At 33.3% G+C, this 23,127-nt stretch carries 18 protein-coding genes; 3 read left to right on the top strand and 15 right to left on the bottom strand.

What is annotated here, in order from left to right; all coding sequences use genetic code 11:
* Positions 1 to 196: 196 nt before the first annotated feature.
* The 11 genes from H8707_RS00375 to H8707_RS00325 all read right to left on the bottom strand — a co-directional run bounded on the left by H8707_RS00375 (position 197) and on the right by H8707_RS00325 (position 10,569).
* A complete protein-coding gene (locus H8707_RS00375; protein WP_262428160.1) occupies positions 197 to 562 on the bottom strand; it encodes a DUF4180 domain-containing protein in 366 nt (121 codons plus the stop codon).
* 137 nt (positions 563 to 699) lie between these two features.
* Entirely contained in the window at positions 700 to 2,388 is a 1,689-nt protein-coding gene (locus H8707_RS00370) for a recombinase family protein (RefSeq protein WP_262428159.1), read from the bottom strand.
* Between the two features lie 64 nt (positions 2,389 to 2,452).
* Complete coding sequence (locus tag H8707_RS00365; RefSeq protein ID WP_262428158.1) at positions 2,453 to 2,623, bottom strand: hypothetical protein; 171 nt, start codon at positions 2,621 to 2,623, stop codon at positions 2,453 to 2,455.
* Between the two features lie 118 nt (positions 2,624 to 2,741).
* Positions 2,742 to 3,098: a type II toxin-antitoxin system PemK/MazF family toxin gene (locus tag H8707_RS00360; RefSeq protein ID WP_262428157.1), complete on the bottom strand. Its 357-nt coding sequence runs from the start codon at positions 3,096 to 3,098 to the stop codon at positions 2,742 to 2,744.
* 414 nt (positions 3,099 to 3,512) lie between these two features.
* On the bottom strand, positions 3,513 to 3,752 hold the full coding sequence (locus tag H8707_RS00355; RefSeq protein WP_262428156.1) for a helix-turn-helix domain-containing protein: 240 nt from the start codon (positions 3,750 to 3,752) through the stop codon (positions 3,513 to 3,515).
* A complete protein-coding gene (locus H8707_RS00350; RefSeq protein ID WP_262428155.1) occupies positions 3,742 to 4,170 on the bottom strand; it encodes an RNA polymerase sigma factor in 429 nt (142 codons plus the stop codon). Before H8707_RS00350 ends, H8707_RS00355 begins: the two co-directional genes overlap by 11 nt.
* Positions 4,171 to 4,727: 557 nt before the next feature.
* Positions 4,728 to 5,600 (bottom strand): D-alanyl-D-alanine carboxypeptidase family protein, encoded by an 873-nt coding sequence (locus H8707_RS00345; protein WP_262428154.1) that lies wholly within the window; start codon positions 5,598 to 5,600, stop codon positions 4,728 to 4,730.
* Between the two features lie 108 nt (positions 5,601 to 5,708).
* Positions 5,709 to 8,204, bottom strand: a complete 2,496-nt coding sequence (locus tag H8707_RS00340; RefSeq protein ID WP_262428153.1) for an FtsX-like permease family protein — start codon at positions 8,202 to 8,204, stop codon at positions 5,709 to 5,711.
* Positions 8,201 to 8,878 (bottom strand): ABC transporter ATP-binding protein, encoded by a 678-nt coding sequence (locus H8707_RS00335; RefSeq protein ID WP_262428152.1) that lies wholly within the window; start codon positions 8,876 to 8,878, stop codon positions 8,201 to 8,203. Before H8707_RS00335 ends, H8707_RS00340 begins: the two co-directional genes overlap by 4 nt.
* Before the next feature lie 105 nt (positions 8,879 to 8,983).
* A complete protein-coding gene (locus tag H8707_RS00330; RefSeq protein WP_262428151.1) occupies positions 8,984 to 9,904 on the bottom strand; it encodes a sensor histidine kinase in 921 nt (306 codons plus the stop codon).
* A complete protein-coding gene (locus H8707_RS00325; RefSeq protein WP_262428150.1) occupies positions 9,904 to 10,569 on the bottom strand; it encodes a response regulator transcription factor in 666 nt (221 codons plus the stop codon). The genes H8707_RS00330 and H8707_RS00325 overlap by 1 nt, the downstream gene beginning before the upstream one ends.
* Before the next feature lie 543 nt (positions 10,570 to 11,112).
* Between H8707_RS00325 and H8707_RS00320 the strand changes: the two genes are divergently transcribed.
* Positions 11,113 to 11,475 carry a helix-turn-helix transcriptional regulator gene (locus H8707_RS00320; RefSeq protein WP_262428149.1) on the top strand — a complete coding sequence of 121 codons (363 nt, stop codon included), beginning with the start codon at positions 11,113 to 11,115 and terminating at the stop codon, positions 11,473 to 11,475.
* 195 nt (positions 11,476 to 11,670) lie between these two features.
* On the opposite strand, the gene H8707_RS00315 is transcribed toward H8707_RS00320, so the two are convergent.
* Positions 11,671 to 13,071, bottom strand: a complete 1,401-nt coding sequence (locus H8707_RS00315) for a relaxase/mobilization nuclease domain-containing protein (RefSeq protein ID WP_262428148.1) — start codon at positions 13,069 to 13,071, stop codon at positions 11,671 to 11,673.
* A 168-nt stretch (positions 13,072 to 13,239) separates the two neighbouring features.
* Here H8707_RS00315 and H8707_RS00310 point away from each other — a divergent pair, with 168 nt between their 5' ends.
* Entirely contained in the window at positions 13,240 to 14,472 is a 1,233-nt protein-coding gene (locus H8707_RS00310) for a phospholipase D family protein (protein WP_262428147.1), read from the top strand.
* 32 nt (positions 14,473 to 14,504) lie between these two features.
* On the opposite strand, the gene H8707_RS00305 is transcribed toward H8707_RS00310, so the two are convergent.
* The 3 genes from H8707_RS00305 to H8707_RS00295 all read right to left on the bottom strand — a co-directional run bounded on the left by H8707_RS00305 (position 14,505) and on the right by H8707_RS00295 (position 21,132).
* A complete protein-coding gene (locus H8707_RS00305) occupies positions 14,505 to 16,808 on the bottom strand; it encodes an Eco57I restriction-modification methylase domain-containing protein (protein WP_262428146.1) in 2,304 nt (767 codons plus the stop codon).
* Entirely contained in the window at positions 16,801 to 19,572 is a 2,772-nt protein-coding gene (locus tag H8707_RS00300) for an Eco57I restriction-modification methylase domain-containing protein (protein WP_262428145.1), read from the bottom strand. Before H8707_RS00300 ends, H8707_RS00305 begins: the two co-directional genes overlap by 8 nt.
* A 750-nt stretch (positions 19,573 to 20,322) precedes the next feature.
* Positions 20,323 to 21,132, bottom strand: a complete 810-nt coding sequence (locus H8707_RS00295) for a hypothetical protein (protein WP_262428144.1) — start codon at positions 21,130 to 21,132, stop codon at positions 20,323 to 20,325.
* A 175-nt stretch (positions 21,133 to 21,307) separates the two neighbouring features.
* On the opposite strand from H8707_RS00295, the gene H8707_RS00290 reads away from it, so the two are divergent.
* The gene (locus H8707_RS00290) at positions 21,308 to 22,750 is read left to right on the top strand and encodes a DDE-type integrase/transposase/recombinase (RefSeq protein WP_262428143.1); all 1,443 of its coding nucleotides are present in this window, start codon (positions 21,308 to 21,310) and stop codon (positions 22,748 to 22,750) included.
* The last annotated feature ends 377 nt before the right edge of the window (positions 22,751 to 23,127 follow it).

The following is a 23,127-nucleotide window of genomic DNA, read 5'->3' as shown; positions in this document are numbered from 1 at the left end:
TTTTTCTCTCTATCCTGTTTTTTTCTTTGAATTTAAGAGGTTCTATTAATTTTGCCCTTTTTTAATCATTTCTTTTGTTTTTATTTGTTTTTTTATCTTGACATATTACCAGATTGCTCCATAAATTCAAATTTATCTATTTGAATATAATAATACTTAAATTACAATATATAAATAATATTGATTATCATAAAAACTAGTCCATACTTAATTTTTCGATAGCATGTTTTTCATTTGATACAAAGAATATATCTTTTCCTTTATTACATTCATAAATAAAATCTTTCAAATTCTTACTTGTATATATAGAGAAATCTCCTATGATAGCAATTTTCTTTCGATAATTTATAAATTTCTGCAATATCTCCCCTGCTATCTTGGTGCTTAGATCAAAAAACTCTTTACATATTGATGATTTATTTATTATCATACGACTGCATCCTGTTTCATAATCTACTGTAGCAAAAAAATCCAATGCTGATTGTACATCTGTTATTAAAATCTCATCACTATTTACAATAGCAATTTCAATATTGTTTTCTTTAATAACTCTTATTTCCATATCCTTAACTCCTTGTTTTCTCAATTTTATCTTGTCATCTGTCAAACGCCCTGTTTTTAAGGGTCAAAAAACGGTGTTTTTTCACCCTTTTTTTAACCAAATTCCGCCCTTAAACCACTACATATTGTGGCCTAACCCTATTCCTTCTCCTCCAAACCACAATACGTCATCAGAATTATACTCTCAACGTGCATATCTTTGTCCCACAAAAGTTCTTGCACTTCCTCCCCGTCCTTATATACAGGAAAATTAAAGGAAATAGACTTTAGTGGCACTTCTGTTTCACCACGTGGATATATCTGAATTTCTTTAATCAAGGAAGATACTAAAGCTTTTCGTTCTTCATCATTAATTTTATCGTATACCCTTTCAAAGTTAATCATTAGTTTATAAACATTATCCAGTGTAATTGCATCTCTCTCAACTGATCTCCGCCTTAGTTTACCATCCTCAATCTTTTCTTCTAACTCAACCATTATATCATACAGATCATTTAAGCGAATAGTCATATCATGTAGTTTTCTATCACGATGCCGGGCATCCTCTGGCAGGGTGTCGATTTCATTTTCTAAACGGGATTTATTCAAATCTACCTCCCTAAGTTTAGATTCATAATTTTTTATTTCCTTATCAATTGTTGTAGTGTCGATTTGGGTACCTATTCTTGCCTTAACTTCCTTTGCAAATGTTTCATTACTGACCAGTTCTCTAATAGACTCAATTACAAGGGGTTCAATTGTTGTTTTCTTCAACATTGCTTTATAAGTACAACTTCTACCTGTAACTGCTCGTTTACGGCTACATACATAATAATACACTTCTTTGTATGTACCGTCTTTATTTGTCCAGGCATGTTTATTGGTGTACATAGGTCCCTTACAGATAGGACATTTTAAAATACCTGATAATAAATGTACTCGATCTTTACCTATTTTTGAGGGTTGCTTTATTCCTGTTTCTATTCGCTTTTCTCGAACCTTATTCCATAATTCTTCACTTATTATAGCTTCATGTTTTCCATCAGCTAAAATATAATCTTCCTGCCAAGCTTGGCGATATTCATTTTTTGTACCTTTTATCTTTTCTCTTGCCCTTCTGCCAAAAGCAATCTTTCCATAATAAACAGGGTTGTCTAAAATCTGCCTTACAAAACTGCCACTCCATTCTTTAAGTTTTCCATTCTGTCTTTGAATCTTTTCAATACCTTGAAAGTTAAGATATTGTGCTACTCCACCATACCCCATATCTGTATTTGCAAATTTATCATATATTAGGCGAATAGCCTCGGCTTCCTTTTCTTGAATAAAAAGCATCTTATCCTTTAAATAATAACCATAAGGAGCAAATCCACCATTCCACCCACCTTGCCTTGCTTTTTCTTTACGTCCATTCATTGTCTGTTCAATGATATTTTCTCTTTCAATTTCAGCCACAGCAGAAAGAACTGATATTAGTAGCTTTCCACTTGTCTGTGATGAATCAATCCCTTCTTCTATACATATTAGGTTTATTCCATAAGATTGTATGAACTCTAAGGAATTTAAAATATCAGACGCATTTCTTCCAAAACGTGATAGTTTATATACTAATACATAATCTATCTGTAAGCCATTTTCGATATCTGATAGCATTTTCTTAAAAGCAGGTCTAGCCTCAATGGACTTTCCTGACTTTCCTGCATCTTCATAAATATCTACCACTACCATTTCTTCTCTGTTTGCAAAGCGATTTAAACTGGTTAGCTGACCATCTAAACTAAATCCATCAACCTGCATCTCTGTACTGACACGAGGATACAAAACACATTTCATTCCACTTCTACCCATAATCAAAACCTCCTTTTATTTAGGCAAACAGATGGAAAACTTTTTTATGTAATGTGCTGTGAAATTACACAGCACAATCTATTTCTTCTAAAATATCAACTCCGTACTTTTCCACCACAGTTGCCAGTATGTTAATGAAAGTGTCATATTCTTTCGATTGCGAATATTTGATTGATTTTTTCGGAGCAAGATTTTTTATTTCAGTCCTTTTTTCTTCAGGTCTAATATTTTCCATCTGTAAACACCTCCGTGAATACATACCTCAAGTATAAATAGGTTCTGACTTTATGTGAATTATGTCGATTTTCTCTTCAATCGCATCCAATCCTATATTTTGATAGAAAAGAATATAATTATAGGCCCTCCAATCCTACACTGACTGAGAGAGCCTTATTGATAAAGGTAATTTCTTTTTCGCTTATTCTACCTATATATTTTTTTAAACGTCTTTTATCTATTGTAATGATCTGCTCCAACAAGACCATTGATGGAATTGATAATGCAGAAGAGAGGTTTAGTAGACAATGGGTGGGTAATCTAGCTTTGTAGTTAACCTTACCTGTGATTACTGCTACGATAACTGTTGGACTAAACTTATTACCTATATTATTTTGAATGATGAGGACTGGTCGGTATCCTCTCTGCTCTGAACCAATTCCATGACTCAGGCTGGCATAAAAAATATCTCCACGCATAACGCAGTCACTCATGCTTTTTCATCTCCTTTCCAGCTAAACTCTTTCTTAAAAACTATATGGTTAAACGGACGGCTGTTGGCACAGCTCCACGGGAATTGCACCCTTTCGACGGTCTGCCGAAACCCTACCCATTGCCTGCGACGCTTTTAACGCTCGGACGGTGGCTATAGGGGAGTATCATTATCCCATTTATATGTCCTCGCCTAACAAACTGCCATATTTGCGTTGCAGCTTGATATTGTTCGCTCACTCTAAACAGAGGTCATGACGTATCAGCCACTTGGCTCGATATAAATGGAATGTATCCGTTTTACTTATGCTGCAAAGCCGTTATCTGACCTGCGTTCTTTGTCAAGGAACTTTTATCTAATAACTATGAATAGGAAGTACGGAAAGGGGGGACATACTTCTCCAAAGTTTTATCTATTAAGCCACATTAAAAGTTAAGATTTTGGTTATCAGTTTAGTTTCTAATCTACGGCGTAATACATCATCTACACATAAATGCGGATTACCACCTTCGTCGTAAAATGTCCTCATAGACAATGCAGCTATGTACCCTTCATAATGTTTCAGAACGGTATTGATAGCATCCACATCGCCATCAGAAGCTAATACGATAACAGGGTAGGAAAGAAGGTGATTATTTCTTTTCTTATTGCTCATAGATATCTCCCTCCATAATTTTTTTTAGCTGTTGCAGTGTACTCGTTCTTTGGTACTGTACAGTAGAACGCAGCATGTTCAGCTTGTCCCCAATTTCTCGGTCAGACAATTCAAGGAAATAGGAAAGCAAGATTATATCACGCTTGCGTTCTGACAAATTTTCTAATGCATCTGCAATAACACCATCAGTAACGATAACATCAAGACCTAAAACATTAAAAACCTGTTCGATAACAAAGTATTTATCCTCTGTATATAGCTGTTCCATTTCCTTTGCTGATAAATCTGAAAAAGTTGTTTCTCGACCACGTTGCCGTTTCACCTCATCATAATAATCCCTTGCCTCATGTTTGAGTATCTTTTTGCAAAAGCTGTCAAAGGCATGTCGCTTGTCTTGCTCATGACTGTTAGATTTCACATTCTCACCCCCTTTCGGGTGGTGACTCCGCTGTTTCCCTTTCACCACTATTACGGTGAGAATTGGAAAACTGCCAAACTTTTGAGAAATCTTTTGAAATAATTTAAAAAAAGACACAAAAATGCCCGACTGAAAATACAGTCGAGCATTGGTGGAACTGTTTGAGTTTACTAGATGATGTGTGTGTTCATATGTATGGCAGTAATATCCTCTTGGGGGATGTAGGCTTTTTTTAATGGATAGAATCTGTGTGCTCTATGACAATTAAAAACAGACACGGCGATACCTCCCTTGATACCGCCGTATCCCTAAAAAGGCTAACTTTAATACAACCTCCGAAAATTCATTTTTTGAAAAGGAAAAGGCGGCTTTGATTGTTATTTCAAAACCGCCGCTTCACATCTGAGTTTTATAATCTATGTAGGACTAACCGTTGAAACCACGGTTTTTATTTTCACTTAGGCAACAATAATTAGAATACAGATTAAATCACCTTTCCTATCTTTGTATAATCTTTAATTGAATGTAACAAAAATCACTTCGTAAGTATTTAAAACTTATTTAATTCTTGAATATAATTTGATAGTATCGTCACGCTGCTTCAAATCAGGATTACTTATATCATTTATAGGGGCACCCATGACAATAACTATATATTCATGGTCATCTTTTATGCCTAGTGTTGCCCAACATTGTCCTGCTTCATAGGTAGTACCTGATTTGCCTCCTATAATTGTAAACCCGTCTTGATTAGTTTCATCGAGTTTTGATAAAACTGTGGATTCTAAGATTATGCCATCAGGATAATCTAAGGTTTTTGTGGTTTCATAGCTATCTGTGGTGAAAATCACTTTAAAATGACCATTTTCTAAGGCATAGTCTAGTAAGAGTGCCATATCGTACGCCGTAGTATATTGGTCCTTATCATGAAAACCTTCTGGACTGGTAAAGTGGGTGTTTTCTAATTTAAGTTCTGCTGCTTTTTCATTCATCATTTCGACAAAATTTTCAATATTTCCTGCCACATTAATTGCCAATGAGTTAGCTGCCTCACCTCCAGATGGGAGCATAGTTCCGTATAGAAGATCTCTATAAGTAACTTGCTCTTTGCCAAAAAAACCAGCCATTGAAGAATTTTGTTCAACCATATCTCTATATGATTCTATATCTATTGGTGCTATTGCAGATAAATCTTCGATGTGTTCAAGGGCTACAATAGTCGTCATTATCTTTGTAAGGGAAGCAGGATAGGCCTTATTTTTAAGATTTTTTTCATATATTATAGCCTTGTTTTCTCTATCCATAACACAGATGTATTTACTTTCATAATCACCTATTATGGGATTAATTAGATCGACTATATTGTCTTTGCTAATTAATATAATCACTAATATAAAAGCGACCATTATTAACTTCCTAATTTTTTTCATCTTGTTCCCCCAGTTAAAACTAAAGATTTCACCAAAATTTTGTATATATAGAATTTCATAATTATTTTAGTATCGTTTTTTTTAAATTCGTAGAAGCAATTCATCAACTTACCCATCAATTCGTAACTGTTCTACAATGCTCTGCCGTCTTGTCACATAGTACATAATATTGGGAACCAAAACACCTAACCCGAATAATAGAGGCAAAATTATTACCATTGTCAAGAAATTAAAATTAAAGTTTAAAAACCAGATTTGGTTACATAGTGGTCGTACGATAAATAATGAACTTCCGAGGCTTAACAGGATTGAACATACTGCGGTCAAAGCCACATAGTAGCATCCTTCTAAGCGAAGCATTATCATAAGTTGCCTTCTGGTCATACCGATGCTTTGCAGTACAGCAAATTCCTTACGGCGTGTCAGAATACTGGTCAAAATGGAATTAATAAAATTCAGTATACCAATGATTCCAATAATGAGTGAGAGTGTGCCCCCAATCGAGATAATTGTATTACGTATATCTGTGAGGCCTGAGATAACGGTGAATTTAGACTTATAATTCATGGTAGGCTCAACTTTATCAGTATACCACTTTAAATAGTTTTCCATATCTATCTCTTTATCCTCTTCCACATCAAAGACGTAGCTCATTGCATAATTACCTTCTGTAAATTCGTTATATATATCTCCAGAAAGAAAGAAGCAAGAACCGACCCAATCATAAGTATTTGTTTCGTTTGCAATAACATGACCAAGTACTATTACCTCTCGAATGTTTCCTCCAAAATCTAGTCTAACTTTATCGCCGATATCATGATTCATACTATCTGTATCCATATTGCCACGGGTATCTGTCCAGACCCCCTCTAGAATATACTCTCCTGTTGCAAGTTTCTCTGCATCCACTTCACCATCTACTACTTTCAGACGGGAAAATGAATATTCATCAAGACCATATATATTTGTAGAGAATGAACCATCTTGTCGCTGATTATATGATTGTCTTGTAGTTTCACTTGTATAGGTAGTCGGAGATCCATATTGACGTCCACCTGCTTCAACTCCATCTTGTTCTTCTACAGCAGCGATAAAACTTTCGCTGAGAGCACTTTCTTTATTGCCACTATACATATAATTGAATAGGTCTGAATGGCCAATGCGAAAATCCGAATCCATGGTATTATTAAGAGCTTTATCTGCATCTATGCTCTGTGTAAATGTGAAAACCGTATTAGTTAGCACTACACTTAAAGAAAGACTTAGTACTACTAGTACAGTACGCTTTTTATTTCGCCCAAGATTAGCCCATGCCATTCTTTTAGGAGTACCACCATTAAAAGACTTTTTCGTTTTTTTATTACCAATAGTTGCATTAGCATCAGTATAGCGAACTGCTTCAACAGGTGATATTTTTGCCACCATTTTCTCTGGCTTACGTATACTAATAAATACAGTTATTAATGAAAATACTGCTGCTACCAAAAATATGATAGGGTTTGGGGATACATCCACTACATTGCTTGTAAAACTAGACTGTGCCATTAGCACCGGTACTAGTGCTTTTCCTACGAAAAACCCACCAAAAAGCCCAGGTGGAATGCCAATTAAGGATAATACCCATGCCTGTTTCCTTATAATAGTACGAAGTTGACGTCCTGTAGTTCCAATGGTCTTAAGAAGTCCATAATATCTAATGTCTCGCAAGATAGAAATCTGGAAGATGTTATAAATAATCAGATATCCTGTGAATACAAATAGCAATAAGGCACAAGTAAGAGCAAATATCGTTCCTAATCCTGATGTTGTACGTATAGATTGATAAAATGGGTTAACTCCTGCATTTATATAGTTTGATGAGTTTATATCCATGGAGAATCCACTTTCAGTTACCACCGTTTTTAAGTTATTCTCAATATTTTTAGCATCTTCAAACTTTAAGATACCAGTAATAATTCCTGTCTCTAACTGGTTTTGATAATAAGTATTTTGCAGCTCTCCTAAATGTGCATCGACATAAGCTCTAGAAGCAACTATAGTTCCTAATGGCAAACCAGGATAACTTTCCCACCATCCAGCCAGCACAAAATTGCGTGTAACATCTTTTCCATGAACAGTAAGTTCCAGTGTCAGCGGAGACCCCTGTTTTTGAGGTATGCCCAGCAGTTCTAACGTCGCCGTATCAACGATAACCTCATCCACTTCTTTCGGCTTATACCCTCCCGAAAGTTCGATAAATTTAAACTCCAATCCCACATCGTCATAATACCAAAACTCTGTCTGCCTCTTAATAAGTGGCGCATTATTAACACTATCAGCAAGCTTCCTACAATAGGCAATTTCTTTAATCAGTGAATGATCACTTATTGTGCTATAATCCAAATCAGATAGATAGTTAATTTCTGCATGCCCATCACCACCAGACATAATTATATCTGCACGTTGCATACTTATCATCATGCCTGACCCCATGGTAAATAGACTGGTGAATAAAAGTGTGGTCAAGGCAATTGCAGTAATAGCAATGATATTTCGTGCTTTTGATCTGTCAAAGTCCCTATATGCTAATTTACGGATTATTCCTCTGTTTCTCACTCGTATCATATCGCAACACCACCAGAGATTTTTCCATCCTCAATACGGATAATACGGTCCGCAAGCTGTGCGAGCTCCTCATTATGAGTAATCATAACAATGGTCTGACCAAATCTTTCTCCAGTTACTTTCAAAAGTCCTACCACATCCTGGCTGGTTCTACTGTCCAAATTACCAGTCGGTTCATCTGCAAGTACAATAGCTGGTTTTATAGCTAGTGCCCTTGCAATAGCTACACGTTGTTGCTCTCCACCAGAAAGTTGGCTTGGCAAGTTTTGTAGTTTACTTTTAAGTCCCAATGTTTGTATAATATTGTTGACATATTTTTTATCTGGTTTATTGCCATCTAACTGGATAGGTAGGATAATATTTTCATATACATTCAGCACTGGAACAAGGTTGAAACTTTGAAACACAAAGCCGATCTTCCTGCGTCGGAAAATTGTCAGTTCTTCCTCTTTCAATGTGGAGATTTCCTTACCATCTACCATCACCCTTCCACTGGTTGGACTATCTAGGCCTCCAAGCATATGAAGCAAAGTAGACTTTCCACTTCCTGAGCTTCCTACTACAGCAACAAACTCACCTTTTTCAATTTCTAAATCCACCCCATCTAAAGCATGGACGATTGTTGCTCCGTTTTCATAATGTTTTTTTAATTTCATTGTTTTTAATATAATCATGCTCACTCTCCTAAAAAAAGTCTGTATCACATTTTTTTATGATACAGACAGTATAACAAAGTATTCTTTCTAGATTCTTTCCCAAATCTAACAGTTTTGAAAGATTCATCTACTATCCCTTGGAAGAAAAATCGAGAAAGTAGAGCCATGCTCTGGCTTTGAAGCAACTTTAATATATCCACCACCAGCTGTGAGGATTTCTCTTGATATAAACAAACCAATTCCTACGCCCTCTTTAGTACTTACCATTGGGGAACGATAAAACCTGGTAAATATCTTGCTCTGTTCATCTTCTTCGATTCCCATAGCTTGATCAGTTACATCAATCCTAAAAAAAAGTTCATAATGTTTAACACTAACTTTGATGATGCTATGACATCGTGAATACTTCACCGCATTGTCGAGAACATTGTATATGGCTTCGACTGTCCATTTTGGGTCGAAATAGGCTATACCGTCAGTTGATTTCGCTTGAATGTCAATCTCTTTTGCTTCTGCTTTAGGAAAAATCTGAGTGATTGCATTTTCAAGTAGATCTTGCAAATTACCTTTTTGCGGCTGAACAGTAATAATACCACTCTCCAAACGTGATATTTTTACTAATGCACTGATAAGAAAATCTAGCTTCTTCGCCTGCTCAGAAAGTGTTTTTACATAAACTTCACAATCTTCTGGCAAATCTCGTTCACCGAGAAGCTGTGCATACAAAATAATATTAGCAATAGGCGTCTTCGTCTGATGAGAAATGTCTGAAATAAGAATCTTGATATTTTCCTTTTCTGCAGCTAGATTTTTAGAAGATACAGATGATGAAGATAAAAATCGATCCATTTTTGCTTCCACTGCTGACAAGGCAGACTCATCGAGAGAATATTCAGTAAAATCTCCATCTATGGCTCTATCCAACATATTGTTCAGTGAATCTAAAATTCTTCGCATTTTTCTACGGTATAATAGAATAACGAAAATGACAGTGGAAACTGAAATAGAAACAGATATTACAATAACAAAAATCCAATTATCCATTATGTCACCACCCAAGTGTAACCTATACCATAAACAGTTTTAATATACTGAGGAGAGGATGGTATATCTTCTAATTTATCTCGTAGACGTTTAACTGTAACTGAAAGAGCATTTTCGTCCACATATTCAGCACTATTTGTCCAAATGGCATCCACTAGGCATGCTCTCGTTAGTGTATGGCCTCTATTTTCAAGTAAAATGCGTAGCAGTTTTTGCTCAGTCTTGCTAAGCTCAATCGAAGCATTTTTTTTCAAAAATTCCATTTTAACAAAATCAAATTTAAAATTATCAAGCTGTATTTGATCGACAGTAATTGAATCAACTTTTCTTAATTGAGTCTGAACCCTTGCACGTAAAATCATCAAGCTAAAAGGTTTGGTTATATAATCATCAGCCCCCAATTCAAGACCAGTAACTACATCTGTCTCCATATCTTTAGCAGTCAATATGATTACAGGAATGGTAGAGTTTCTTCGCAGTTCTTTCAAAAAATCTAGGCCATTTCCATCTGGTAGATTAATATCTAATATAATTAAGTCAAAGTTTGTATTTTTAATTTGTATCCGAGCAGAATTTAAATCTTGCGCTTGCACAAAAGAAAGTTCATTGTCTTTTAAGGCTATAGCAATGCCACTGGATAAAGACAGATCATCTTCTATAATCAATATCTTTTTTATATTAATCACCTCCATAAACTCCAATTACTTATCAATATTAATATAGTAATTTTTATAACGACTATCTATAGGCTTTTCTATAGTTTTAGTATCATCCATAAAAATGAAACGTAGAATATTAGTATTGTATTCTCTTTTTGTATCAACAGATTAGCCCACTTTTGTATTTGTTACATTTTATATTATATATGGCAATTTGAATAATAACAAGAATACAATGATTTATTTAAGTTATTTGCATGATATGTATACTCATAAAAATGAAACAAGTTTATCGTGCGTACTATCTCTAGCTTTAATTTTTCGGCAACCATTCTTTTATCAGGCTAATCCTTCGAAATTTTTCCTCATCATAATATATAACATTTTACAATCCATAACTATTAAGACTTTATTTCCTATATCTAAATTTAAATACATATATAGGAAATAACAAGAGTTTTTATGATTTATATATGTCAATCATATGATATATATGCTCATATCCAAGGAAAAATATGAACAGTAAGATGTAGTAGGGTGATATAAATTATGAAGCGAAATATAGAAAAGTATGATTTTAAGGCTTTAGGTCAAGCGATAAAGGAAGCAAGGAATGCAAAGGGAATGTCAAGAAATCAATTAGCGGATATAATGAACATTGCTCCTCGATATATTGCATCTATTGAGAACAGTGGACAGCATCCAAGTCTACAAATTTTTTATGAACTTGTCACGATTTTAGATGTATCGGTAGACCAATTCTTTTTTCCAGATAAAGAAGCAAAGAAATCATCACTACGTAGACAACTTGAAAGCCTAATCGATGAAATGGATAGTAAAGATTTAGTTATTATGACTGCTACCGCAAAAGGAATAAAAGAAGCCAAATCAGAGGAAAGGACGGAAAATTAACCGTTCTTTTTCTTTTGTATTATATTGTGGTGTGGCAAGCAGGGCAAGGTGGTACACACCTTGCGATTTTGCATAAAATTCCCTTGCGGAATTTTTGCCAAATCTGCTTGTTGGGGAGTATCCCCAATCCCCATTGAACACACAATAAATTGTGTGGCTACGCTCCCTTTGGGAGCTGAAAAATCATAATCAAGATTACCTTTGTTCTTTGTGTTTTTCTTTTTCTTTCTCCGATATATCCTCCCCTAAAAGGCGGTCAACATTTGCCTTTGCAGTCAGTATGTTCTTCATTTCTTTTTTTATAGAATGGTACTTTGCATAAGCCTTTTTCTTTTCGGAAAGCAGTACAGAATATTCCTCTTGCAGAGCCTTAACTGTAGGCAATTTTTTTCCTTCTATTTCATCAAAAACAGCCTTTGTAGCTTTGTGTAAAAGTAAATCAGTAGTATGTTCATCATAGAATTTCTTAGAGTACCCTGCTTTACGATAAGCAGTATAAGTATCACGGGTTTTTGAATAGTTGATGATATGAGTTTTAAGATTTCCTATTTCTGTCATACGTTTTTCAGCATCTTTAATTTTAATCGATAATTGATTAAAATTATCCGTTATAGTTTGTGCTTTTTTCTCTAAATTCTTATAGTCAAGCAAGTTATTTTCTGTTAAGTAATTCATGGTCTGTGCCATCTGCTTTAAATTAAAAATCTTTGCCCATCGTTCATATCCGGCACCTTTTCCTGCTTGCAATTTTGCTTGTATATCCACCAAAAGATTAACAAGAGATTGCGATTTTACAGTTGCTGTTTTCCTATTAGCAAAAGGTTTTTTCTCATTAATAACTGCTCTGATTTTTTCCTCTGTATAACCCTCTCCAAGAGAACGTAAACGGATAAATTTCTTCTGATCATTGTTTTTAAAGGCAAGATATTTTCCTTGCTTAATAGAGTAACCTGAATGTTCCATTTGTGATAAGAAAACATCAAAATCTGTAGGATTTTTTGAAAGTATTTCATCTATAGTGTTTCGCAATTTCTCTGAATGAGTAATAGGTTTTTTATCTCCAAGCCATTTACCATAATGGCTTTTCCCATGCTTTGGATTTTCAATAATAGAAAGTCCATTTTCAAGACAGAGGCGGTCGGATATTTTTCGTACAGCTTTTCCAGAACCTAAGAAATCTCTAAACTTTTTTGTACAGTCTAAAGAGGTAGAGTTATATATAATATGATTGTGGATATGAGCTTTATCTATATGAGTAGCTACAATAAATCCATGATTTCCTTTAGTAAACTTTAAGGCTAAGTCATAGCCTATTTTATTAGCAAGCTCTGATGCAACTTCACCTGGTTTAAAAGACTGTCGTATTTGATAAGCTATTACATCGTTTGCTTGTTCTCTGCCTGTAATGTTAGTGTAGATTTTCTTAGATAAAAGAAATTCTCCATTTACTGTTTTGGGGTCGCATTCATAAGAACTGACGTATTTACCATTATGGGTTTTGTCAGGGTTTAATGCATAATCTATACGGTCTGAAAGGCAACGGGCAATAGACTTTCCTTTGTTTCGATGCATGGAAATTAAGCGGGTTGTTGCCATGAAAACACCTCCTTTATTGACAACAGTATTAATTCGTAATTATGAATCTCCTTTTAATGAAATTCTCAGTTTATTTTACAATTAATCTATGAATTAGGCATACGTACCTTGTATACTAATATTAAAGCTTGTATAATAACATTAAAATCATGTTAGGGGGATAATTTAATGTCAATTCTTAACCAACCATTTGACGGTCAACTTGGTGATATAATCATTTCAAAATTAGAAGAAGATTGTTATACCAAATTTACTATTTTTTCTGCATTTGCAAAAAACAGCGGAGTATTGAGGTTAAAGCCTGCAATGGAGCATTTTTCGCAACAAGGGGGGTACATTGAAGCCTTCATTGGGATTGATTTATATGGCACCTCTTATGAAGCATTATTAAATCTATTTAATTTATGTGACGCTCTTTACATCATTCATTCAGAGAATCCTGCCACTACATTTCATTCAAAAATATATACTTTAAGTGATGATACAAAAACGTGGTTTTCTATTGGTTCTAACAATTTTACAAGTGGTGGACTTTGGACAAATTTTGAAAGTGCCAATTGTTTCGAAGTCAATAATGCCGATTCTACTGCACAAGAATATAATAATTCATTGAATCGCTTAATTGCTCATTATAGTAGTAACGCATACGAATGTTCAAAAAAAATTACATCTGAAAATGACTTAATAGAACTGTTAGAAGCTGATTATATTCGTAGTGAGGTACGTATACAAATGTTGTCTATAAATAGAAGGCGAAATATTCGAAATGGAATCACCCAAACTCCTCTTTTTGGTACCCAAGCTGGTGTGCAAGCACCTAGAATACAACGCGTACCAACTGGTGCAATTATTCACCCGCCTCGAAATGCACAACCTGTACAAGCAACTGAAGAAATTGTAGAAACAAATGCTTCGGAAAGAATTTGGTTTGAAACAAGAGCTATGACTGGTGGATCAAGAAATATTCTCGATTTATCTAAGTTAGGGTCCATATCTGGAGGATCTGCAGCCGGAAGTAGATATGAAACCGATAATTCAGAGTTCATGCTTGGCGGTATTGCTTTTTTTGATATTGATCCAGAGGATGGCACAATATCAAAAGATATAACTATTAATTATAACGGAATAGATTATACTCCATGTACTATTAAATTTGCTCCTGATAACGGTTCTTGGAGAATTCAATTAAGAGGACAAAATTCAGATGGAACCATTAAGTTACACAAAGTTCATGGGGATGACTGGATGCGCTTCAAAATAATGATTTTCGAAAAAATACGAACTGATTATTATTCTTTATCAGTATTAGAAGAAGACCAGATTGAAAACTTAAAATCTCAAAGCTATGTTGTAGCTCGTAATGGCTCAGGAAGAAATTCCAAACTATTTGGACTACTATAAAAAATGATACGGATATTAACCGTATCATTTTTTCAATATTTAGGAAATGTTTTTATAATTTTTTTTAGTGAACTCTCACTTAATCCGTAAGCCTGTGCAAATAATTTATCTAGATTTTTTCTAACTATCAAACGGTTAAAGCTAAAATCAATTTCATAAATTGGATAGGCTAGGTTTTCTAATAATTTTGAAACTAATGGCTCATTACTTAACATATAGTACAAATGAGATAATATATGTGTTTCTAAAGAAGCTTTTTCATCTAAAAACACTATATTTTGCTCATATGCAGTCTTAGGCGGAACAGGAATCTGCTTAATTACACTTTGTGTTAAATCAATTCCCGGCATTTTTAAGCGAACAAAGTAATCAAATGGAATTGAATTAAATAGTCCTAGTAACATTAGTAAATCTAATTCACTCTCGGTTTGTAGCAATTGTATAGACTGACTAGTAGGACATCTTGGCAATATCATCGCTAAAGTTGTTCTAGCATTTGTACTAGATGTTAGACTACGCCAACATAGAGAGTAATTTTCTGGATACTGCAATTCATATTTTTCCCATAAGCTTTTTTGCACAAAATATCTACTTACAGGGAGAGGCTTACCGTTGCCAGTATCTATATTTTTAAGTGAAGAAGCCTTTGCGGAATATCTTTTTTCATCTTCTACCATATCAAATGTTGAAAATCGAGCATCATACTGTTCTATAAATTTCCCTTCATAGATAGGAACATTCGTCTCAGACGGTACAGTATCTATAAAATTAGCATGTGCTGTTAGATGAATCAATCTTCCAAAGTGACATTCAGGATACACGGTTTCAAATATTGGCAGTTTGTTATGGGTATCTATAAGAATTTGCATATCCTTTGTATCACTTACATTAGGAAACATTTTAGTAAATGGATTAATTATTTTTAAATCATTGCTGGAAACCAACGAAAAACTCTTAGTCGCCATTTCATTTGCAGACTGTAAGCCAGCCATGAAAGAAAACTTTGATGTATAAGTATGAGTTAAAGTAATCACACTAAATTTTTCTCTTGAATCAATTGGAAAAATTTTCTTCTTATTATCGAATAGATATATTGAATCCAAAAACCCTTCAGTAACAATCATATTCCAAAATTTCTTATTAGATGGAGAGGTTACCAATGCACTTTTTATAATTAATGAACATACGCCTGATGGTTTGGTTAGTTCAAATGCCAACTCAGTAAATAGAGCATATGTGTTTAGCTCACCAGCAACTGTATATTTTATTTTAGGATGTGTAAAATTCGAACTACTCATTGCGGCATAGTCATCATTCACATCTTTAGCCCAAATAAAAACTTCTGGCCACTTGGTGCTTAGTTCTTCGATTTTTATACGTCTTTTATCTTTTTTAGAGATTTTAGAAATATCGGGACAAAGGTTAGCAAAAAATTTTCTCTCCTCAAAACGGATTTTTTCCCAAGGAGGATTTCCTATTACTATATCAAATTGAAGGTTAGAGTGCATTTCAAAAAAATCAATTCCCATTAAAGGAGAATATATTCTTCCAGTGGCATACATATCACATTTTTCATCAAATGAACCTTCGCCTCCTGTTACTAATGGATTTCCAAGAATAAAATGACTTATTATTTCTTCCCAATCTTTTTTTCGTGATTTGGAAAGCAAGTAACAAATTGTGTTTTGTAATGCAATAGGATCAACATCTATACCCCAAAAGAATTTACTACTGTCATGGGGTTCAATTTTATAGACTTTATACATATATGTCTGTGCAGCTCTAAAAAATTCACCTCCTCCGCATGATAAGTCTGCTATACTAATTTTTCTATTAATCAAACCATTGTCTTCTTCATATTTTTTAAAAGCCTTTTCGACAACTGCCTGAGCTAAATCAGACGGAGTGTAGTAAGCACCTGTAATATCTTTATTGTTCTTTCCTTCTACGATAGAAATACATGTAGGTTGTATTTTTAACTCAATACCTAATAAGTACTCATGTAATAAAGATAGATCTATATTAGACAACTCTTTCTTACAATTATCCAAAATTCCACTAAATGTTTGAGTTATATTCCTTTGATTTTGTTTAAAAAAATGAACTGCATTATTAGATAATAGATCCATTTTGTTCATAGCAGATACTGCAATAGAGAATTCTTTCTTATTTAAATCCTCATTTGATAATCTTGAGTGATTTAAAACTGAAAAGAAAAGATAGTTAAGATTAAACCATGTTCTCCTGACCTCTCTAACATTTAAAAAGTCATTATTCAAAATATTACAACTAGAGTTAAGAAACCCTTTGTTTATGATAATTGCAATGTTATTCAAATTCTTTTCCCCCGATACTTATTATTGAATCTGACTCTCTTGAATAGGCATATAAGGGCTTATTTAAAAAAGCCGTTTTATGTGTTTTTGTGAATGAATTTGTTATCCATTTGGTAATCATCACTCTTTCATACTCTAAGTTTTGATTGTTTATTAAAACCTTATTTGTTAAGTCGCTTACCGAAAGCTGACCATCCAGAAGATTTTCCCCTATCCCTATTGCATTAATAACAATTGAGTGCAGAAAAAAATTAACATACAAGGTCTCAATTTTGCCTTTAAAAACATTATTCCTTTTAAGAGTCTTGTATATGGATTCGCAAGAAAATCCTGTTTTTTGTGATAAATACTCTATTATACCATCACAGCCTAGGCTAGCTTTTCCAACCCGTGTTCGAGAAATCATACAGTTTGTATCTAGTGATGAAACTAAAGCACTTTCAATGTCATCAACAGATATAGTTTCTTCAGGTAATGAATATACTATTTTTTTACCAACTTGGTCTTCTATAGTTTCAATATCTTCTTTACATAATTCAAAAGTATACTCTATTTCATCTTCAATAGCCTGTTCATGACATAATTGCTTCCACTCACTATTGATATCTTCCATAAACCATTCGTAAGAACACTCAGAAATACTTTCTTTTTCGCTATGGTAATCTTTAAGATCGAACTCTATATTAATAGGTCTCTTGGATATTCGTTTCTTTTTTTCTACTAAACACATTTCTGCATTTTTTGCCAGTGATGGCGAAATAAGAAGCTTCTCATTTACAGGGAGTTTTGCAATATATCCAGCCGCTATTGTTAGTTTTGGGGACAGTAGTCTTATAAAATATGAAGTAAATCGAGAATTTAAAAATGCTAAATGTGAATATATATCACCGTATTTCAAACGAATACCAGGTCCAGATGCGACAAATAGTTGACCCGGTAAAAGGACCCTAACATTCAAACCAGCTGTACCTGTATCACTAAATACTAACTCTGTTTCTTCGAAATATGCTGCATTTCTAATAGCTGAGCCAGGTTGTGATTTTATAAACTCACCATCCGTTCCCCATTTTACACAATAATAATTTAATCCTTGCCATCTAGAGTAGCCTCCTCCTTTGCTAACTGGAACCCAATCCGAATCACCAATATGCCTCCAATAAAAATCAATTAAAGATTTTGCATTACCAGTGGATGTTCCTTGCATTGGAATAGCATATTCTCCATACGTTGAGGAATTTTTTAAAATATCCCTGAGTCCTTTCGAACTAAACATATCAAATTGAACAGATTCTGTATTAAGGATTTCATACTGCGATACCCTACGTGTATAATTTTCTATGTTAGATTTTGTATTAAGTAATTGTTCATACTTTTGTTGCGGTAGATTTTTTAAGGATGTTAATTTTATAAAATTATCATTTTCGTAATTGGATTTCTCGAATGTTAATAATGCAATATTCGCCTTTTCTCCAGATAAATCATAAAAAGCATTTGAGCCTAATTCAATAATTGATTTAATAGAAGAATTTGATAAAATTTCTCTTCTAAAATCAATAAAACTATCAAGGTAAATCCAACTATTTTGTGTTACTAGACCTGCTTTGCCATTTTTATTTAATATATTACTCGTTAAACTAATAAAAGCATTACACATATCACACTTCGAATCCGGATAATATTGTTTCAAATACTGCTTAAGATTATCAGACATACCTTTAACCGTCTTAAAAGGAGGGTTTGTCAAAACACAATCTACATTACTGAATACTGTTTCCATTGTAGTTATCTGCTTATTACCAACCTTACATACTTTATGCTCCGATTTTTTGCAATCCAATGCACCTATATATGAATGATTGACAGAGTAAAAAATATTGGGTTCAAACTGTTCAAAGTCTGAAATATGAATTTGATGTCCATATGAGTCCAATGTTAGCAACGCTTTAATTTTTAATGTAAATGATGCGACTGCTGCTAAAAAAACATCAATTTCATAACCAAATAATTTAGAAAGTATATTTTTCATTTTTGACTGTACTTCTAATTTTGAATCATTTTTACTGATATCTTTTTTAGCTAGAATATCAAAACAATATAATAAAAAATTTCCACCACCACAGGCTGGATCAAGAATTTTACCATTAACTGTAAAAACGTCGATTGAATCTACAAGTGCAGTAATCATGTACTTTTCTGTAAAAAACTGTGTTGAAGAAATTCCTGTATTATCACTTAATTTGTTTGTATACTGATAAAACCACGCTAATGCATCATCAATACAAAATGAATTATTTGAAATAAACTTATAAATAATTCCAGAAAATTTTTCTTTTAAACAATCTGGTATTTCAATATCGCATTCTAAAGTAGATGCTACAACATTTTTAACTATTTTATGATTCACAGTATTTGAACGTTGTGTTAGAATGTTGGTTAGTAATTCTGTAGCAAATAAACAAACGGATATATGTTTAGAATCTTCAGCAGAATAGTTTTCGTTAACAATAGAATTAAACATTTTATCTGCTATTGCTTTAATTTCTCTTCGTGCTTTTTTAATAGGGCTTATCTGCTTAGTTGTTACTGCTGTTTTGCCAGTTCCTTTATAACGAGCATCCTTCGGTTTAGCTGCATTACTTGGTACAACCCACATATTCCCAATTTTTTTAGCATTTTTTATTCTATTAGAGGCACATAGTACCTGAACTCTACGCTTCGATATCCCCCATTTATCTGCAATTTCTTGTGCTGAAATATAATTCATAGTTATCACCTCGAGAATAATTATATTCTCTACCACGAACAATGTCAATTTATTTCTCATCTTTTCTTGTTGTAGTGTTATATTCTAAAAATAATACTCTTTAGATTAGTACTCTTGAATTATATTAAATCATATAGCCTCGTTCAACAAAAGAAAAATAGCGTAAGAGTATAATAAAATATAGATGGTAAAATAATAAAGGTATCATATGATATCAACTATAAGTATTTAATCAGATTTACATGTTGTTTGAATTAATTCATCCCAGGGTATCATTAGATATAGTATGTTTGGGTTAGCTCTAAAGTCTGAACCTGGCAATCTTGAAATTCAAGATATTTATATGGAGCTAATCTATTGTCTTTTGTTTTGCTAATAATAGTTGTGATGTACAAAATATATTATTAATACGATTATAATAACAATATCTTCTATGAGCGATTATGAAATAGTTACTGACCCTAAAGCTGAAAACATAAGCAAATAAATATGATGCCCTAGGTGAAAGAGTTTTTTGGGGATGACTTTGTTAGTTTATTTGGGAGTGTAACTCTTCTAGCAATCAAAAAAACCAGTATAAAACTGGTTTTTTACTTGTGTAGCGGTTTTGATATTATGTTAATAGGATAAAGTATATAGGCTGTTTAAATCGTCTATAATCTGCTATATTTGACTCAGAATGAAAATTCATGTTTTTTTCCCAAAAACACATTTATCAATGATTCCTAATGAGCATGAACAAAATTTTATTTAAAAATTATCTATATCCTGCACTTTATAAAAATCATACCATGTATTTTTAATATCTAATTCAGCTTTTTCTTTAATATTTTCCACCTCGTCAGATGTTAATATCTCTTTTGATAATAATAGATTAATTAGTTCAGCATTTAAGTTTTCCGTATAAGCCAATTTGTTTTGGATGTTGCTCATCTCTGGCTGAAATAAAGAACCACTTTTCGATTTATTTTCATCATATATCTTTTCAACTATAATCAATCTTTCTTTTATACGATTCTCTTCCTCTGACCACAATGGTACACCAAATCTCATCTCTAATTCTTTGTTGCTTATCCCTTTTCTTATCACTTTAAAATACCTATCATTATTTCTTAGGATTTTTGATTCTTTCTTTGTCAACTTTACTTTTGCAGTAATAATTATAGCGTTTTTATCTTCGTCATGTTCTTCTTTATACTCATATGGGAAAACTTCCAAATCACCTATTATTAAGCCATCGATGTTTAGTCTCTCCACCTCTTCTAAATACAAAGTATAAGAATATACTGTGTCCTCATCAGTATAACTACCGCTGTAGCTATAAGGGTTTTTTACCAATCTATACTCCTTAACATTATTGCCATCCTCATTTAAACTAAATACGCCACCATTTTTAATATTAGATATTTCATTTTGGACAATGTCATTCATTGATTTTCCTTGAATATCTAAGTCAAAATATATTTTTTCAAGTTTTTCTCCCGTATGAGGTGAAGTAATTGATTCTTCATAATTAACATTTTCAATTTCTACCTCACTATTAAATAATTTAAATTTCATAAAGCTTCCTCCCTTTTGTTTATGGTAGTGTCAAGTTTGACACTCCTATTTTTTATTAAAACCTTATATTATCAAGGGTTACATAGTTTTCTATAAAACAAAAACAATGACCCCCTATTTTCTGTTATAATTTGAGTTACGACACAACAAATTTAATAGAAAGGTGGTCATTGTTATGTCTCAAATTATATCTTATTTACTTATATATAATCAATACTTACTTAATCAAATTTATGAATTAACTTTATTTATAGCAAAATATATTCCTCTTAAACAATGGGCTTTTGATGATTCTAAAAGTCCTTCTTATCAAAAATTTAAAATAGATAAACTGCCAATAATTAAAAAGTTCTTTAAGCAGGATTACTGCTTTCTACTTGAATACTATCTTTGGAGATATGATAAGCCTATAAAGCCTGTTCAACGTCGTAACGGTAAAACTATACCCGAAGAGACTGTATGCCCTTTATGTGGTGCTTCCCACAAATATATTTACGACAACAATGGTGGTAAAGGCCAATTCCAATGCAAAGTCTGTGGTCAAACTTTTATTACAGGTGAACAAGCTACTTCTCCTTTAGTTCTTATTTGTCCTTATTGTGGACATGCTTTAGTTGCTAAAAAAGACCGTAAACACTTTATTGTGCATAAATGCGTCAATAAAAATTGTTCTTACTACAGGAGCAATTTAAAGCTACTTCCTAAGGATTTAGATCCAAGTGAAAAGTATAAATACAAGCTTCATTATATCTATCGTGAATTCACCCTAGATTTCTTTTCTATGGATTTAAATGCGTTACCTTCTTGGGCTACTAGTTTTAAATACAGAAAGAACAATGCTCATATTATGGGGCTTTGTTTAACTTATCATGTCAATCTTGGGCTTTCCCTTCGTAAAACTGCTGAAGCTATGCGTGAAATTCATAATATCAATATTTCACACACAATGGTTGCTAATTATGCAAGAACTGCCTCTGTTATTATTAAACCCTTTGTAGATACCTTCGATTACAATCCTTCAAATAACTTAGCTGCTGATGAAACATATATTAAGATTAAGGGGCTCAAAGGTTATCTTTGGCTCATTATGGATACTGTTTCTCGCTCTATTCTTGGTTATCAAGTCTCTAAAAGCCGTGATGTTGGTCCTTGTATACTTACCATGAGAATGGCTTTTGATAAATTTAAAGAGTTTCCTGGTAAAGCTTTAAAATTTATATCTGATGGTTACAGTGCATATCCTTTGGCTGCTCAAAAATTTAAGATTGAAAAGAACTGGGATTTTGACGTTACTCAAGTTATTGGTCTGACTAATGATGATGCTGTATCTAAAGAGTACCGCCATTTTAAACAGAAGATTGAACGTCTTAACCGCACATTCAAAGCTTCTTACCGCATTACTTGTGGTTATGGTACTGATGATGGTGCTTATTACGGTGTAAACCTTTGGGTTGCTTACTATAACTTCCTGCGTCCTCATGAACTTCACAAATGGAAACGTCCTTTAAATGAAGTCGAGATGCTTAAGGATGCTAGTAATATGCCTGGTAAATGGCAACTTCTTATCTTTTTAGGACAACAGGTTATTCTTAATATGCAAGAAAATCCTGCATCTTGATTTCTATCTGTTCTTAGATTTTAGAGCCAGAGGTAACACAGCCACCCGCAAGGGCTTGCCCTTGATGGCAGGACAAATACAATGCTACAATGCTGTAAAGACGGCACGAAAGATTATCTGTTCTTGAGTTTATTCGCCGTCGGTAAATATTACGCAGCATTGTTTTGGCATGCTGTCAAGGGTGGCGGCGCTCCAAGTCTAAATATATTTTGCAATTTTCTAGGTTCATTTGAGCCTAATTTTTTTGACATTGTGTTTTCATAGGCTACTTTACACTATCTTGTTTATCTTTATTCCTTGCTCAAATTATACCATACTTGTCCATGATATATAATTAAAATCAGTTGAGAGAGTGATATGAAAATGATATCATCCCC

This window comes from Paratissierella segnis (assembly GCF_014385195.1).
GTDB lineage: Bacteria > Bacillota > Clostridia > Tissierellales > Tissierellaceae > Paratissierella > Paratissierella segnis.
Note: the sequence above shows the minus strand (reverse complement) of the source record. Positions and strands in the feature narration are given on the sequence as shown.